The sequence below is a fragment of the Marinobacterium sp. NO-S09 genome, from assembly GCF_059179545.1.
Genome location: NZ_CP168954.1, coordinates 2,295,837 through 2,311,075, shown reverse-complemented (window position 1 = coordinate 2,311,075; position 15,239 = coordinate 2,295,837). Strand labels below are relative to the sequence as shown.

The following is a 15,239-nucleotide window of genomic DNA, read 5'->3' as shown; positions in this document are numbered from 1 at the left end:
GCCTCCGACATCAGTGGATGTCGACCTCACGATCACCATGAATCGCTTCAACCAGTTTGACCGACTCCTGCTCCATGGTCAGAACAAGCGTATCGATACGGCGCTGGAAATAGCGATGCATCACCAAAGCGGGAATAGCAACCGACAGGCCCGCGGCAGTTGTGATCAGCGCCTCTGAAATCCCGCCAGCCAGAATAGCGGCATTTCCGGTCCCCTGCGCCATGATCTCCAGAAACACCTTGATCATGCCAATCACGGTACCCAGAAGGCCCAATAGAGGCGTAACTGCAGCCACAGTCCCCAGTGGATTGAGGAAGCGCTCGAGGTCATGAATAACGTGGGAGGCTTCTTCCTGAATACTCTCCTTCATGATGTCACGGCCATGTCGCGAGTTATTCAGCCCTGCCACGATGATACGCCCCAAAGGACTGGAGTTACGGATAACTTTCAAACGCTCTGCAGTCATGGTGCCACTACGCGTCAGCTCCCATACTTCTGCCAGCAGGCCTCTGGGCGTAACCAGCTGAGGACGCAACACCATTAAACGGTTGGCGCAGATCGCCAGGGCAAGAATGGAACAAGCTATAATAGGCAGCATCAACCAGCCACCGGCAAAAAGTACTTCAAACACCTGTCGTCACCTCCTGTTGATCGCGCTAACTGTAGCACAGCCCCCAAACCAGGAGTAGCGGGTTAACCGGCTGTCCAATAACGCTTTTTTGTTTGCCTGTGCTGGCTCAACAAACAGCCGTCCGCATTAGCAGACAGAGTAATTGCACCCGCACTGCCGGTCTCAACCCAAGGTATATTGCGCCCTTCAAGGCGTTGTAAAACCTCAGGGTGCGGATGGCCGAAATGATTGGCAAAACCGGCACTGATCAGTACCTGCCTTGGCCGAACCTGCTCAAGCAGTTCAGTACTGGTGGAGTCGCGACTGCCATGATGACCCGCAATCAACCAGGTGTGTGGCTGTACTCGACCGGCTGACAACAGACGGTACTCACCACTATGGCCCAGATCCCCCGTCAGCAGCAGACTGCATTTCTCATTACGTACACTGACAACACAGGAGCGCTCGTTGGATGCCAGCGCCTCTGTCGAGCCTGAATACGCAGGCAATACCCTGAACTCGGTACCGCCCATTACCCAGCGCTGATCTACACAGGCAACACTGCCCTTGCGCTGCTCGGGCTCACCGGCCAACAACCGATCAACCTGCACTTCCCGCAACAGAGCTTCATAGCCGCCGCTGTGGTCCATATCATCATGACTTAACACCAGTGTATGCAGCTGATTTATCCCCTCTGCCCTGAGGTAGGGCGCGATTGCATAATCAAATGCAGCACCACCTGAACGGTAGCCAGGCCCGGTATCGTAAAGCACGTTACCAGCAGCTGTTTTGACCAACACCGCCTGCCCCTGACCAACATCGAACACCAGGGCTTCAAAACGCCCATTCTCCAGCGGAGTCTGTTTAACCCACAACAACGGCAGAAAGGCGACACAGGCAAGCAGCCGATACAGCCACCCTAACGGCAGGAGTGAACAGCACCCTATCAACAATAAAAGAAACACAAGCCCTGCATCAGGCTTAATCGTGGTCATGTAAAGCCCTGCCACATCCGCTGCCCACTCAAGCCCTTGCCAATACAGTGAAATAAAAGCCTCAACATGACCTCTAAGAGCGGGCAGGGATACGGCCAGCGGCAGTAACAGGGGCAGTACCCACACCACCATCGTCAACAGCGGCACGGCGACCAGGTTGACTAGAATTCCCAACGGGTTGAACTGCTGAAAATACAGCACCGTGATGGGGAGCATGCCCAAAAACAACGACAATTGAATTTTGGCCCAGGCTGCTGGCATGTCAGCCCAGCGCTTGACTGATGCACCCGACTGACTGGCCAGAATAATTAACGCCACTGCCGTAAACGACAGCCAGGTGCCTGCCTCCAAAACAGCCAACGGCTGGATACTGACGACCACAACCAGTGCCCAACGCCAGCGCTGCCATGCTGTCAGTTGCAATAAGCGCCAACTGCCTAATACAAACACCAGCATCATCAGCCAGGCTCTCTGCACCGGTAACCCCCAGCCGGCCAACCATGCATAGACCGTCACCAGCGTAACCACAAACACCAGGGGCAAGACACGGATACAGGTCCGGTTACCCGTCACTCCGGCACAAACAGCAGCCGCGAGCCGCCCTAAAAACCACGCAAAACCGGCGACCACAGCCACATGCAAGCCACTGACAACCATGAGATGCGCCGTCCCCGTGATTCTGAGCACATCCCTTTCTTGATCAGTGAAACCGATGCGCTCTCCCAACACCAACGCCGTCAATGTCGTCGCGGCGATTCGATCATAGTGTTCCGTAAAATGATCTCTCAACATCTGTCGCCATTGCCAGGGGCCAGGTACCGAAGGCTTCAATTCAATCCATTCACGCACATATCCGCGGGCATCCAGTCCGTTGGCCAGATAGTGACGTTCCAGATCAAAAACCTCAGGGTTATACAATCCTCGCGGCGGTTTCAGCCGCGCACGCACAACGACCTGATCACCCGTTCTCAGCTCAACGTCTGATTCATAATCGCTAAGCTTGACCTTACGTAACCGGGTTGCGGCCTGGGAATAAGTTAAAACCTGAGAAATACCAAGCACAAACTGAAGGCGACCATTGCGTGAAACCGGTAGACCTACAACCTCCCCTGACAGAGTCACATCGACTCGGGGCTGATCGAGCCGGTGCTGCAGCTGCCAGGCGCCGTAAATGCTGGCGATACACACACCCAATACCAGGGACAAAAGAGTGTTGCGCCAACGGCGCCAAAGGCAGCCCAAGGCCAGTATTAAGGCCAGCAACAGCGCATATTGCAGGGAGGGCAGTAGAGCCGGAAGTATTATTCCAGCCAAATAAGTGATCATCCTTGATCCTTAGTGTTGGATTAACGACTTTCAGGCGGCATAATGTCGCCACCCACTGATAGCTGACGTCACGATGTTTCCATGCCGCGCAAGCTGATCCGTAAATACATGCCCGACGAGCGCACATTGCGCAGCCATCGACACCTCAGCTGGTTAGGTCGACATCTTCACGACCCTAACTTATGGCATCTGACGCGCAAATCCGTTGCACGTGCATTCCTGGTCGGCATTATGTGCGCCTTTATGCCCATCCCCGGGCAAATGGTCGTTGCCGCCGTATTAGCCGTATGGGTTTCAAGTAACCTGCCGATCTCAGTCGGCCTGGTCTGGATCACCAACCCACTTACCATGCCACCGATCTTCTATGTTTGTTATCGACTTGGCTTGTGGGTATTAGGTGAAGAAAGCAGCCTGGGTCAGTCACACGCGTGGTCATTGCAGACCATTCAGGCAGAAATTTCATCCATCTGGTGGCCACTGTTAACCGGTAGCGCTATCTGCGCCGTTGTATTCGGCCTTCTGGGGTATGTCGCCATCAGCCGATTCTGGATCTGGCATGTCAATCGGAGCTGGCGAAAGCGCATCGAACAGCGTCATCAACGCAATCACCATAACGGCCGCTAAACGGCCTTGAGTTCACCGTCCACAAGCTCCAGTGTTCGGTCCATTTTCTGCGCCAGCCCCAGATCATGGGTTACCATGATAAACGCAGTCCCCAACTCCGCATTCAGCCGGTCCAGATAGGACTGCACATCGGCCGCCGTATGACGATCGAGATTACCTGTCGGCTCATCCATAAGCACGCAGGCGGGATCATTTACCAATGCACGGGCAATGGCGACTCGTTGACGCTCACCACCGCTCAATTGAGAAGGCTTGTGGCTCAAGCGATGCTCAAGGCCAACCTGTACGAGCAATGCTTCAGCACGCTGACGAGCCGCTTCAGTGCTTACTTTAGCCAGCAACTGGGGCATTGCCACATTCTCGAGGGCTGAAAACTCATGCAACAGATGATGGAACTGGTAGACAAAACCCAGTGCCTGGTTACGCAGGCTTGATCGCTTGCGCTCACTGATGGAATAGAGTGATTCCCCGGTTACACTGACCTCGCCGCTGTCAGGCTTATCCAACCCGCCAAGTATATTGAGCAAGGTGCTTTTGCCACTGCCGGAGCTGCCCAGAATGGCGACACGCTCGCCAGGCTGGACATGGAAATCGACACCCTTGAGGATCTCAAAAGACTTGCCACCCTCCTGAAACCCCTTGCGGATCGCTTTAGCCAGCAATACTGGTTCACTCATAACGCAATGCCTCTGCCGGTTGAGTACGCGACGCCCTCCATGCGGGATAAAGCGTGGCCAGGAAACTAATGGAGAATGCGGCCAGAGTAATCATGCCCACATCGGACCAAAGCAGCTCGGAAGGCAAATAGCTGATGAAATACACATCAGCCGATAGAAACTCGATACCCAGCACCTGCTCAATCCAGGCCACCAGATCCGTAACTGTCAGTGCCAGCGTCACACCCAGCAACACACCCAGCGCCGTTCCGATCAGGCCGATCAGAATGCCCTGAACCATAAACACCCGCAGAATGGTGGCCGGTGTTGCGCCCATGGTTCGCAGAATGGCGATATCGGCCTGCTTGTCTGTCACCACCATGACCAGCGTCGAGACAATATTGAACGCCGCTACAAAAACAATCAGCAGCAGCAATAAGGCAATCATCCGCTTCTCCATCTGGATGGCCTGAAACAGATTGCCATGGGTTCGTGTCCAATCACTGACATAGAGCGGCTCGGGTTGCGCAGAAGCGACTTCACGAGCCAGCCTAGGGGCCTGGAACAGGTCATCAAACTTCAAACGCAAGCCATCTACACGACCCGTGCTCATACGCTTGATGCGGGCGGCATCCGCGATATGAATATAAGCAAGATTGGAATCCAGCTCGGCACCCACTGAGAAGATACCACTGACCTGAAAACGTTTAAGTCGAGGTACAACACCGACGACACTGATCGAAGCCTCAGGGAGCACCAGAGTAACCTTATCGCCGACCGTCACACCGAGGAAACGCGCCAATAGCTCACCCAGCACAATGCGATATTCCCCGCCGGCGAGGTCGCTCAGGCCACCTTCCTGCATGTGGCGCTGAATGATAGAAACCTGCGCCTCGAGTGCGGGGTCAATACCGTTGACCAGCACACCCTGCACACGACCACGACTGGTCAACATGCCTTGTGCCTGGATATAGGGGGCAGCCCCCTCAACACCCGGCGCCGTCTCAACCGAAGCCTGCAGGTTCTGCCAGTTCTCCAGCCCCTGCTCGCCATAGGCGTTCAAGGTGGCATGCGGCACCATGCCCAATATACGCTGACGTAATTCACGGTCGAAACCGTTCATCACCGAAAGCACTAGAATGAGAGCCGCGACACCCAGCATCAAGCCCAGGATCGAAACCAGCGAAATAAAGGATATGAAATGATTGCCACGCTTGGCAGCGGTGTACCTAAGCCCGACAAATAATGATAGTGGTCTGAACATGGGGCAGGATTAAACCATAGTTAGCACCACAGCTCTAACAGAATTGCGTGTTTGTTGCGTATACTGACAGCAGTGATTCCAAATGGAGACGAGGAGACTCAGCGTGACCGAAAGGCGTCAGTTCTACCGAATCGATCACCCGGTGATTATTGAACACCAGTGCATCAGCGATGCCGAGATTCAACAGTCAGGTCGGCCCGATCAGTTTGAGGTCTCACCCTTCTTCCTCTTGCAGGCACAGCTTCGTGACCTGGAAGCCGAATCCAATCACTGCCTGCACCGCCTCGGAGAGCAGTCTCCAGCAGCAGAAGCCTGTTTTCGTGTGCTTAATCGAAAAATAGAGCTGATTGCCAACACCCTTTCTGCCGATACACTAAGCCTTGAACAGGGCGAGCCTCAGTACATCAACCTCAGTGAAGGTGGCCTCAATTTTACCCGCACTTCACCGCTGGAAACAGGACAGGCGCTGGCTCTAAAACTGGTCTTCACTGAATCTCGCCTCGGACTCCTGCTTTATTCTCGCGTCATGCGCTGTTCACCAACGGGCACCGGGGATGAATATGAAATCGGGGTTGAATTTCTTCGCATGCCCGAGAGCTGCCGGACCCAACTGGCTCGACTGATTCTGGAAGCCCAGGCAAAGCAACGCCAGAACGCACAGGATAGCTTGTCATGAGTCAGAAACCGCTTGATACCCCATACCCCCGCCTATACCTGCTTGCCACAGGTGTTGGCTTTATCGGTCTGGTTGGATGGTTTTTTGCCGGACGGGAGCTGGGCGTACTGGACTGGGCCAGCGCCCTGATGCCTGAATCCCACGCAGGCGCCGGCCTGATGCTGGGAATTATGCTGATGATGCTACCGGGCTTCTTCGTGTGGAAGCTCTACAACCGCTGGGTTGAAAAGCGACTTCAAGTGAAAGGCAAACACCTTGAAGATGACATTTACCTGCCGCCCAAGACACGCACAAAAAAGCCGGACTAGGTCCTAATGCTGTTCGGTTAAGGCTTGCCCCCTTCTCGGGCCTTTAAGAAAATCCGGTATTCTTCATTGGATACCGGATTTCTTTGTGCCTATTCAGCAGACTCTGCTCGATATTGACGAGCTACACTCCTTTACCGATCTCAGTACCTTTGCCCAAAACATCCCGGTCGAGTGGATCGAGTCGGCACTTCATCTTTCGAGCAAGGCGACGATCCGGCTCCGTCGGTTACCCAGTGAGCAAGTACTCTGGCTGGTGTTAGGTATGGCGCTGTTCAGGAATGAGCCGGTCAGTGAGGTTGCCCGGCGTTTGAACATCTGTGCTCAGGGGCTGGCCAATGACACCTTATTGGCGCCCAGTGGCATTTCAGAAGCCCGGCAACGACTAGGGGCGGACCCTGTGCAGTGGTTGTTTCAGCGCACTGGTCAGCAATGGGGACTTGAGCGCTACCCGGAGGATGACTGGCATGGCTTGCAAGTATTGGCCGTCGATGGGGCCATATTAAGAACACCCGATACACCGGAGCTGCGTGAGCATTTTGGTTCGGGGAACACGTCAACGAATCGCCAGACGCCTTTCCCGATGATGCGGCTCGTTGCGCTGATGAATGTGCGCTCGCATGTCATTCTGGATGCCCAGCTCAGCCCCTTCAGGCGTAGTGAACTCCGCTTGGCTGACACCTTTTTAGACCGGATACCGGATGACTCCGTTACCCTCTTTGACAAAGGCTTCTGGGGTGCCGACTTCCTGTTGCGGCTGACCGCCGAAGGAAAGCACCGGTACTGGTTGATCCCCGAGCGTAAAGGCTTAGTGTCCGAAGAGATTGAACGGTACAGCGAGCACGACCGTTTGCTGCGCATGAAGGTCTCGCCCCAGGCGCGTAAACGTAATCCTGAGCTCCCGAAAACCTGGACCGTTCGAGCGGTAAGCTACGAGGTCAAAGGGCGGCTAAAAACCGTGTTTACCTCGCTGCCGGCAGAGCAATACAGTGCAGCTCAGGTCGCCGAGCTGTACCAGGAGCGGTGGGAGATAGAGCTGGGCTTTAGAGACATCAAGTCGTCGATGCAGAACAATGCCGTTACCCTACGCAGTAAGAAGGTCGAGCTGATTTACCAGGAAGTATGGGGGCTACTGCTGGCTTACAACGTGATACGGCGCGAAGCGAGTCAAGCGGCGGTAAGTCATGGCCGGGCCCCTCATCAGATCCGCTTCAAACCAGCCTATCATTATATAGCGGCGCAGTTGATCGTGATGGCGGCAGCACATCCGGTGTCGAGAACGGGGGCAAGGCTTTCGGAGCTGAGAGCCGGCGTAGCGAGTTTATTCCTGGATGACCGTCCACGCCCTTCAAGGCCGAGGACGGTCAAGATGTCTAAAACTCGCTACCCGGTGAACCGCAGAGCTGCTCCGCTTAAGTGAACAGCATTACGCCCAAGGGCGGCTTTTTTCAACACTGTTTAGGTGAGCCCCAGCGCACCCTTACAGGTTGGAGATACGATTCAAGCCCGAGATGGCTGCTACGCGGTACGCTTCCGCCATGGTTGGGTAATTGAAAGTGGTATTGATGAAGTACTTCAGCGTATTCGCCTCACCTTCCTGGCTCATGATTGCCTGGCCGATATGGATGATCTCCGAAGCCTGGTCACCGAAGCAGTGAATGCCGAGAATCTGCAGGGTTTCGCGGTGGAAAAGGATCTTCAGCATACCGACCGGCTCACCTGAGATCTGCGCACGTGCTGTATCCTTGAAGAATGCCTGACCTGCCTCATAGGGCACACACTCAGCGGTCAGCTCTTCTTCTGTTTTACCAATGGAGCTGATTTCCGGGATGGTGTAGATACCGGTCGGCACATCATTGATATAACGGAAGTCATCTTCAGACAGCATGTCGGCAGATGCAGAGCGGCCCTGATCAAGCGCTGCAGAGGCCAGGCTCGGCCAGCCAATCACATCACCTACCGCATAAACGCCTTCAGCTTCTGTGCGGTAGTGCTCATCCACCTGCAACTGGCCACGGCTATTGGCTTCCAGCCCGATTTTATCCAGCCCCAGGCCTTTGGTATTACCTGAACGGCCATTACACCACAGGAAGGCATCCGCACGCAGCTTTTTACCTGACTTCATCGTCATGGTCACGCCATGGTCATCACCAATAACCGATTCATAATCTTCGTTATGGCGAATCTTCACAGCGTTATTGCGCAGGTGATAGCTCAGGGCATCAGAGATCTCATCATCAAGGAAGGACAGCAGGCGATCACGGGTATCGATCAGATCCACTTTCACGCCCAGGCCACTGAAGATGGAGGCATACTCGCAGCCGATAACACCTGCGCCATAAATAACCAGCGTACGCGGGGTGTGGCTCAGCTTGAGCACGGTATCGGAGTTGTAGATACGCGGATGATCGAAGTCGATATCAGGCGGACACCAGGGGCTGGAACCGGTTGCGATAACAAAATTCTTGGAACGCAGTACTTCACGGCCGGTCTTGTCGCCTTCAACGACAACCTCACCCTGCTGTGAAAACTGGGCACGGCCGAAGAATACGTCTACCCGGTTACGCGCATAAAAGTTGGTACGCAGCATGACCTGGTTGGAAATGACCTTTTCCGCACGCTTCAGCACCTTGGGGAAGGAGAACCAGCGCGGCTCACCGATATCACGGAACATCGGGTTGGTGTTGAATTCGATGATCTGTTTGACTGAGTGACGCAGTGCCTTGGACGGGATAGTCCCTTTGTGAGTGCAGTTGCCGCCTACCGTATCCTGCTCTTCAACGATAGCGACTCGACGTCCCTGCTTGGCTGCGTTGATGGCAGCCCCCTCACCCGCAGGACCAGAACCGATTACTACGACATCATAGTCATATACAGCCATTACTTTCCCCTTAGTTGATCGTCCACTAGCGAACGCTTCTACTTTAAGCAGTGAGCGTCCAGCTTAACGGTGCCAATTACAACAACCTATTAGCTTTTAGATTTAACCTCATAGGCAAGATCAGCGTCGTCGCTGCCTGCCACGCGCTGATTTTCTTCATCGCATTTGCTCGGATTGCCACCGCAGATATCACATACGGTATCCATACCCAGCGCGCTCATGCCGCCGCAGGAGCCCTTGATCGGTTTCTGCCCAAGGAGAACACCTACGGACATGGCAACAACAATTAGCAGCAAAGCCGCAAAGGTCAGGATCATGGTAGCCATAATTCCCTCCTGTTAATTCATGTAGTTGGCGAAACCCGGCGTAAAACGGGTCGCAAAGCCCTCATCAGTCTTACTGATAAAAAAGGCATCAATTTCATGTTCAAGGGCAAAATTGTACCCCTCTTCCTCGCCCATCACCATGAGGGCAGTGGCTAATGCATCAGCCTCCATACAAGTTGGGCGAATAACCGTGACCGACGCCAAACGGTGCCTGATAGGACGCGCTGTACGTGGGTCAATGGTATGGGAGAATCGGACACCATCTTCCTCGAAGTAGTTCCTGTAATCCCCCGATGTAGCAACCCCACCCGTGGTCAGGGAAATGATTTCCTGAACACTGCGCTCCCCCTGGGTGGGCGTTTCTATTGCCAGCCTCCAGGATTCGCCATTGGGCTTGCTGCCACGCGCACGCAGCTCTCCGCCTATCTCTACCAGATAGCGCTCAATACCCCGTGCTTCGAGCAGGCGCGCCAGCTCATCCACACCATAGCCCTTGGCAATGGCAGACAGGTCTACATACTGTTCACCCTGCTTGCCAACTGTCTGTGCCTTTGGATCAAGCTCGACAAAGCCATAGCCAATACGACTCTTGAGACTGTCAATTTCGGCTTGGTCAGGCGCATGGGTGATCCGACCATCAGGACCAAACCCCCACAGATTCACCAAAGAACCTACCGTGTAGTCAAAGGCACCACCGGTGAGCGCACTGATGCGCTGCCCTTCAGCCAATACCTGCATCAACTCGGGACTCACACTGCGCACCTGGCCATGCGGCATCTGATTAAGCAGTGACAGCTCAGAGTCGTCGATGTAAGTCGACATCTGCTGATTAATTCGGCTCAGCAACTTGCCGGCATCAGTACGAACAGCAGCCAACTCGTCTTCCGAGCTTGCCACCCACTTCATGCTGAATGTAGTCCCCATGGTCATGCCCTGGAAACCCACAACCTGTTCTTTGGGGGCTGTATCACAACCCTGAAGTCCAAAAACAAAAACGGCCAGCAGCAGAGCTGCCAGCCATTTAGTCAGACGTATCTGATTAGCCATCAATATCAGCCACCGAAGTCATCCAGCATGATATTTTCAGGCTCAACACCCATATCTTCCAGCATCTTGATAACCGATGCGTTCATCATGGGAGGACCACACATGTAGTATTCGCAGTCTTCCGGCGCATCATGATCACGCAGGTACTGCTCATACAGCACGTTATGGATGAAACCGGTGTATCCGGTCCAGTTGTCTTCCGGCTGCGGATCAGACAACGCCAGGTGCCAGGTGAAGTTCTCGTTCTCTTCCGCCAGCTTGTCGAATTCTTCAACGTAGAAGGCTTCACGCACGGAGCGAGCACCGTACCAGAAGGAGATCTTGCGCTTGGAGTTCAGACGCTTCAGCTGGTCAAAGATGTGTGAACGCATGGGCGCCATACCGGCACCACCACCGATGAAGACCATTTCGTTATCGGTTTCCTTGGCGAAGAATTCACCGAAGGGTCCGTAAACAGTGATCTTGTCACCCGGCTTCAGGTTGAACACATAGGAAGACATCTGACCCGGCGGAATACCCTGGCTGCCCGGAGGCGGAGACGCGATACGGATGTTGAATTTAACAACACCACGCTCTTCCGGGTAGTTCGCCATGGAGTACGCACGGATAACGGTTTCGTCGACCTTGGACACAAACTGCCACATGTCGAACTTGTCCCAGTCACCACGGAACTCGGGCTGGATGTCGAAATCCTTGTAGTTAACCACGTGGGGCGGCGCTTCCAGCTGGACATAACCACCGGCACGGAAATCAACGTTTTCACCTTCAGGCAGACGCAGGGTCAATTCCTTGATGAAGGTCGCCACGTTCGGGTTGGACTCGACAGTACATTCCCACTTTTTCACACCGAAGACATCGTCTTCAACGTGAACTTTCATGTCCTGCTTGACGGCAACCTGGCAGGACAGACGCCAGCCTTCCTTGCCTTCACGCAGAGTGAAGTGAGATTCCTCGGTCGGCAGCATGGAACCACCGCCCTCGGTTACCTGACATTTACACTGGGCACAGGTACCACCGCCGCCACATGCGGACGCCAGGAAGATACCCTTGTCGGCCAGCGTCTGCAGCAGCTTGCCACCGGCCGGAACAGTGATCGATTTTTCCGGATCATCGTTGATCTCGATGGTCACATTGCCTGAGCTGACCATCTTGGCTCGGGCAGCGAGGATTACGGCAACGAGTGCAAGCACCACCGCCGTAAACATCACTACACCGAGGATAATGACTTCTATATTCATCGGTTCATCCTATCCTTCACGCTTACCTGTCATCCGGTTACAGCTGTACGCCGGAGAATGACATGAAGCCAAGAGACATCAGACCCACAGTGATAAAGGTGATCCCCAGGCCACGCAGGCCGTGCGGAACGTCACTGTACTTGAGCTTCTCACGGATACCTGCCAGGGCGGCAATTGCCAGCGCCCAACCGATACCGGCACCTGCGCCGTATACAACACTTTCACCAAAGGTGTAGTCACGCTCTACCATGAACAGAGCAGCACCCATGATGGCGCAGTTCACGGTGATCAGCGGCAGGAACACACCCAGCGCGTTGTAAAGAGACGGCACAAACTTGTCCAGGAACATCTCCAGGATCTGTACGATCGCGGCAATTACGCCGATGTAGGAGATATAACCCAGGAAGCTCAGGTCCACTTCAGGATAACCGGCCCAGGCCAGCGCACCTTCACGCAGCAGATAGTTGAAGATCAGGTTGTTGACCGGGACCGTGATGACCAGCACCACGATAACGGCAATACCCAGACCAATTGCAGTCTGGACCTTCTTCGAGATCGCCAGGAAGGTACACATCCCCAGGAAGAAGGCCAGCGCCATGTTTTCAACGAAAATCGCCTTAACAGCAAGGCTGATCATTTGTTCCATGACTTACGCAGCCTCCTTCTTGGTGTTCGGAGCCATTTCGAAGTCAGGCTTCTCAACCTGCTCCGGCTTCCAGGTACGGATGATCCAGATAAAGATACCGATCAGGAAGAATGCGCTCGGCGGCAGCAGCATCAGGCCGTTGCCCTGGTACCAGCCACCATTGTTAACCAGCGGCAGGATCTCGATACCAAACAGAGAACCTGCACCAAACAGTTCGCGGAAGAAGCCAACGAACAGCAGTACCGCACCGTAACCCAGGCCATTACCGATACCATCCATGAAGCTAGGCAGCGGCGGGTTCTTCATGGCGAAGGCTTCCGCACGGCCCATTACGATACAGTTGGTGATGATCAAACCAACGAATACCGACAGCTGCTTGGAGATCTCGTAGGCAAATGCCTTGAGGATCTGGTCAACCACAATTACCAGCGAGGCAATAATTGTCATCTGAACGATGATTCGGATGTTGCCCGGAATGTGGTTACGAATCAGCGACACGAAGAAGTTGGAGAACGCTGTTACGGCAATTACTGCCAGCGTCATCACCATCGCGGTCGCCATGTTGGAGGTAACTGCCAGGGCAGAACAAACACCCAGGATCTGCAAAGCGATCGGGTTGTTCTTGAAAATTGGCGTTACCAGAACGTCTTTAGTCTTAGACATGGATTAAGCCCCCCCTGCACGCAGGTTGTTCAGGAACGGTGCATAACCGTTCTCGCCCATCCAGAACTGAACCAGGTTGGTCACACCGTTACTGGTCAGCGTGGCACCGGACAGTCCGTCGATCTTGTACTCGGCATTCGGCGTAGAGGCATCAACAGCACCCTTGATCAGAGTAATCTTAGGATCTGTCTTGTCTTCACCGTACACTTTCTTGCCAGGCCAGATGGCTTTCCAGGACGGGTTGTCTACTTCACCACCCAGACCCGGGGTTTCCCCGTGCGAGAAGAAGCCCAGACCCACAACGGTATTCAGGTCGCCTTCCAGCGCCAGAAATCCATACATGGTAGACCAGAGACCCTTACCGTGTACCGGCAGGACCACCTTCTCAACATCGCCATTGTCGCTCTGAACCAGGTAAACCGGTTTGATCTGAGCGATAGACTTGATGCCAGCCTTGTCTTCTTCACGGCTCAGGCGCACGTTCTGCTGCGGATCTTTAGCCGCTTTGGCGTCATCGTAGCCAGCTGGTACATCAACATATTTGCCGGTATCCAGATCAACATACTTGGTGGTGATCTGAGTAAACAGTTCATCCACGCTCTTGTTGGGGTCGGAAATACCTGCCGCCGCAAGAATATTGCTCTTACGGTCCAGCTCCTTGTTGGCAACCTGCTTTGGCTTCAGGATTACCGCTGCTGCAGAAACCACTACTGAGCAAACAACACACAGCAGTACGGTCACCAGCAGGGTTTTGCCCATAGTATCGTTATTAGACGACATTACGCTTCATCCTCCGCTTGATGTTCGCCTGGACAACAAAGTTGTCGATCAGCGGTGCAAACAGGTTGGCAAACAGGATCGCCAGCATCATACCTTCCGGGAATGCCGGGTTGGCGACACGGATCAGGACAACCATGATGCCGATCAGCGCACCGAAGAACCACTTACCAGTGTTTGTCATGGACGCAGACACAGGGTCAGTCGCCATGAAAATCATACCGAAGGCAAAGCCACCCAGAACCAGGTGCCACCAGAACGGCATGTTAAACATCGGGTTAGTATCGGAACCGATCATATTGAACAGCGTTGACATCGCCACCATGCCCAGGAATACACCGGCAACAATGCGCCAGGCCGCAATTCGGGCAAAGAGGATGACAACACCACCAATCAGGATCGCAAGCGTAGAGGTTTCACCTACGGAGCCCTGGATAGTACCTACGAAAGCATCGAACCAGGTGATGTTGGCATTCAGAACCGCTTCAACACCGCCCATGGCCGCCAGGCCCAGCGGGGTTGCACCGGAGAAACCATCAACCGCTGTCCAGATCGCATCGCCTGACATCTGCGCCGGGTAGGCGAAGAACAGGAAAGCACGACCGGTCAGCGCCGGGTTCAGGAAGTTTTTACCGGTACCACCGAATACTTCCTTACCGATTACCACACCAAAGCTGATACCCAGTGCAACCTGCCACAGCGGAATCGTCGGCGGCAGAATCAGGGAAAACAGCACAGAGGTCACAAAGAAGCCTTCGTTGACTTCATGGCCACGCTTCATGGCGAACAGAACTTCCCAGAAGCCGCCCACGACGAAGGTTGTGATATAGATCGGCAGCCAGTAGACAGCACCATGAATGATATTGTCCCAGACACTGTCAGGACTGAAACCTGTCAGGCCTGCTGCCAGAGCACCACGCCAACCGGTAGATTCGGTAAGGCCCAGTTCAGCCATAGCTGTGTTAGCCTGAAGACCAACGTTGTACATACCGAAGAAGATCGCCGGGAAAGTACACAGCCATACCAGGATCATGATGCGCTTCAAGTCTACGCCGTCACGAACGTGCGCAGGGCTCTTGGTCACATGACCCGGGGTGTAGAAAATGGTATCGACCGCTTCATACAAAGCGTACCAGTTTTCATATTTGCCGCCTTTGTGGAAATGCGGCTCCATTTTATCAAGAACGGTTCTCAAACTCATGACC

16 protein-coding genes are annotated in these 15,239 nt (G+C 54.2%); 4 read left to right on the top strand and 12 right to left on the bottom strand.

All coding sequences use genetic code 11. The features are described from left to right. Window positions 1-10: 10 nt before the first annotated feature. Complete coding sequence (locus O3C79_RS10710; RefSeq protein WP_494383088.1) at window positions 11-631, bottom strand: MotA/TolQ/ExbB proton channel family protein; 621 nt, start codon at window positions 629-631, stop codon at window positions 11-13. Window positions 632-693: 62 nt separating this feature from the next. Then, window positions 694-2,931: a DNA internalization-related competence protein ComEC/Rec2 gene (locus O3C79_RS10705; protein WP_494383087.1), complete on the bottom strand. Its 2,238-nt coding sequence runs from the start codon at window positions 2,929-2,931 to the stop codon at window positions 694-696. A gap of 81 nt (window positions 2,932-3,012) precedes the next feature. Here O3C79_RS10705 and O3C79_RS10700 point away from each other — a divergent pair, with 81 nt between their 5' ends. Continuing rightward, complete coding sequence (locus O3C79_RS10700) at window positions 3,013-3,555, top strand: DUF2062 domain-containing protein (RefSeq protein ID WP_010321920.1); 543 nt, start codon at window positions 3,013-3,015, stop codon at window positions 3,553-3,555. On the opposite strand, the gene lolD is transcribed toward O3C79_RS10700, so the two are convergent. Further along, window positions 3,552-4,232 carry a lipoprotein-releasing ABC transporter ATP-binding protein LolD gene (gene lolD / locus O3C79_RS10695; protein ID WP_494383086.1) on the bottom strand — a complete coding sequence of 227 codons (681 nt, stop codon included), beginning with the start codon at window positions 4,230-4,232 and terminating at the stop codon, window positions 3,552-3,554. The genes O3C79_RS10700 and lolD overlap by 4 nt on opposite strands. Further along, on the bottom strand, window positions 4,225-5,475 hold the full coding sequence (locus O3C79_RS10690; RefSeq protein ID WP_494383085.1) for a lipoprotein-releasing ABC transporter permease subunit: 1,251 nt from the start codon (window positions 5,473-5,475) through the stop codon (window positions 4,225-4,227). The genes lolD and O3C79_RS10690 overlap by 8 nt, the downstream gene beginning before the upstream one ends. A gap of 103 nt (window positions 5,476-5,578) precedes the next feature. Here O3C79_RS10690 and O3C79_RS10685 point away from each other — a divergent pair, with 103 nt between their 5' ends. The 3 genes from O3C79_RS10685 to O3C79_RS10675 all read left to right on the top strand — a co-directional run bounded on the left by O3C79_RS10685 (window position 5,579) and on the right by O3C79_RS10675 (window position 7,876). After that, complete coding sequence (locus O3C79_RS10685) at window positions 5,579-6,151, top strand: PilZ domain-containing protein (protein ID WP_494383084.1); 573 nt, start codon at window positions 5,579-5,581, stop codon at window positions 6,149-6,151. Next, window positions 6,148-6,459: a hypothetical protein gene (locus tag O3C79_RS10680; RefSeq protein WP_494383083.1), complete on the top strand. Its 312-nt coding sequence runs from the start codon at window positions 6,148-6,150 to the stop codon at window positions 6,457-6,459. The genes O3C79_RS10685 and O3C79_RS10680 overlap by 4 nt, the downstream gene beginning before the upstream one ends. A 91-nt stretch (window positions 6,460-6,550) precedes the next feature. Next, window positions 6,551-7,876, top strand: coding sequence for an IS4 family transposase (locus tag O3C79_RS10675; protein WP_494385791.1), 1,326 nt, complete (start codon window positions 6,551-6,553; stop codon window positions 7,874-7,876). A gap of 60 nt (window positions 7,877-7,936) precedes the next feature. On the opposite strand, the gene sthA is transcribed toward O3C79_RS10675, so the two are convergent. From sthA to O3C79_RS10635, 8 genes are all read right to left on the bottom strand, one after another. After that, complete coding sequence (sthA, locus tag O3C79_RS10670) at window positions 7,937-9,337, bottom strand: Si-specific NAD(P)(+) transhydrogenase (RefSeq protein ID WP_494383082.1); 1,401 nt, start codon at window positions 9,335-9,337, stop codon at window positions 7,937-7,939. Window positions 9,338-9,426: 89 nt separating this feature from the next. Then, on the bottom strand, window positions 9,427-9,663 hold the full coding sequence (gene nqrM / locus O3C79_RS10665; RefSeq protein WP_010325456.1) for a (Na+)-NQR maturation NqrM: 237 nt from the start codon (window positions 9,661-9,663) through the stop codon (window positions 9,427-9,429). Window positions 9,664-9,675: 12 nt separating this feature from the next. Then, window positions 9,676-10,710, bottom strand: coding sequence for an FAD:protein FMN transferase (locus O3C79_RS10660; protein ID WP_494383081.1), 1,035 nt, complete (start codon window positions 10,708-10,710; stop codon window positions 9,676-9,678). Window positions 10,711-10,715: 5 nt separating this feature from the next. Next, entirely contained in the window at window positions 10,716-11,948 is a 1,233-nt protein-coding gene (gene nqrF / locus O3C79_RS10655) for an NADH:ubiquinone reductase (Na(+)-transporting) subunit F (protein ID WP_494383080.1), read from the bottom strand. Between the two features lie 37 nt (window positions 11,949-11,985). Continuing rightward, window positions 11,986-12,594: an NADH:ubiquinone reductase (Na(+)-transporting) subunit E gene (gene nqrE / locus O3C79_RS10650; RefSeq protein WP_010325459.1), complete on the bottom strand. Its 609-nt coding sequence runs from the start codon at window positions 12,592-12,594 to the stop codon at window positions 11,986-11,988. Window positions 12,595-12,597: 3 nt separating this feature from the next. Next, window positions 12,598-13,257, bottom strand: coding sequence for an NADH:ubiquinone reductase (Na(+)-transporting) subunit D (locus tag O3C79_RS10645; RefSeq protein ID WP_010325460.1), 660 nt, complete (start codon window positions 13,255-13,257; stop codon window positions 12,598-12,600). A gap of 3 nt (window positions 13,258-13,260) precedes the next feature. Beyond that, complete coding sequence (locus O3C79_RS10640) at window positions 13,261-14,037, bottom strand: Na(+)-translocating NADH-quinone reductase subunit C (protein WP_076462508.1); 777 nt, start codon at window positions 14,035-14,037, stop codon at window positions 13,261-13,263. After that, window positions 14,027-15,235: an NADH:ubiquinone reductase (Na(+)-transporting) subunit B gene (locus tag O3C79_RS10635; protein ID WP_494383079.1), complete on the bottom strand. Its 1,209-nt coding sequence runs from the start codon at window positions 15,233-15,235 to the stop codon at window positions 14,027-14,029. Before O3C79_RS10635 ends, O3C79_RS10640 begins: the two co-directional genes overlap by 11 nt. Window positions 15,236-15,239: the final 4 nt, after the last annotated feature.

What these genes read in the sequence shown, in the direction of transcription:
- O3C79_RS10645 (WP_010325460.1), bottom strand. Translation starts at nt 13,257, where the DNA reads ATGTCTAAGACTAAAGACGTTCTGGTAACGCCAATTTTCAAGAACAAC.
- O3C79_RS10690 (WP_494383085.1), bottom strand. Translation starts at nt 5,475, where the DNA reads ATGTTCAGACCACTATCATTATTTGTCGGGCTTAGGTACACCGCTGCC.
- O3C79_RS10680 (WP_494383083.1), top strand. Translation starts at nt 6,148, where the DNA reads ATGAGTCAGAAACCGCTTGATACCCCATACCCCCGCCTATACCTGCTT.
- O3C79_RS10635 (WP_494383079.1), bottom strand. Translation starts at nt 15,235, where the DNA reads ATGAGTTTGAGAACCGTTCTTGATAAAATGGAGCCGCATTTCCACAAA.
- lolD (WP_494383086.1), bottom strand. Translation starts at nt 4,232, where the DNA reads ATGAGTGAACCAGTATTGCTGGCTAAAGCGATCCGCAAGGGGTTTCAG.
- O3C79_RS10700 (WP_010321920.1), top strand. Translation starts at nt 3,013, where the DNA reads ATGCCGCGCAAGCTGATCCGTAAATACATGCCCGACGAGCGCACATTG.
- O3C79_RS10660 (WP_494383081.1), bottom strand. Translation starts at nt 10,710, where the DNA reads ATGGCTAATCAGATACGTCTGACTAAATGGCTGGCAGCTCTGCTGCTG.
- O3C79_RS10640 (WP_076462508.1), bottom strand. Translation starts at nt 14,037, where the DNA reads ATGTCGTCTAATAACGATACTATGGGCAAAACCCTGCTGGTGACCGTA.
- nqrM (WP_010325456.1), bottom strand. Translation starts at nt 9,663, where the DNA reads ATGGCTACCATGATCCTGACCTTTGCGGCTTTGCTGCTAATTGTTGTT.
- nqrF (WP_494383080.1), bottom strand. Translation starts at nt 11,948, where the DNA reads ATGAATATAGAAGTCATTATCCTCGGTGTAGTGATGTTTACGGCGGTG.
- O3C79_RS10705 (WP_494383087.1), bottom strand. Translation starts at nt 2,931, where the DNA reads ATGATCACTTATTTGGCTGGAATAATACTTCCGGCTCTACTGCCCTCC.
- nqrE (WP_010325459.1), bottom strand. Translation starts at nt 12,594, where the DNA reads ATGGAACAAATGATCAGCCTTGCTGTTAAGGCGATTTTCGTTGAAAAC.
- sthA (WP_494383082.1), bottom strand. Translation starts at nt 9,337, where the DNA reads ATGGCTGTATATGACTATGATGTCGTAGTAATCGGTTCTGGTCCTGCG.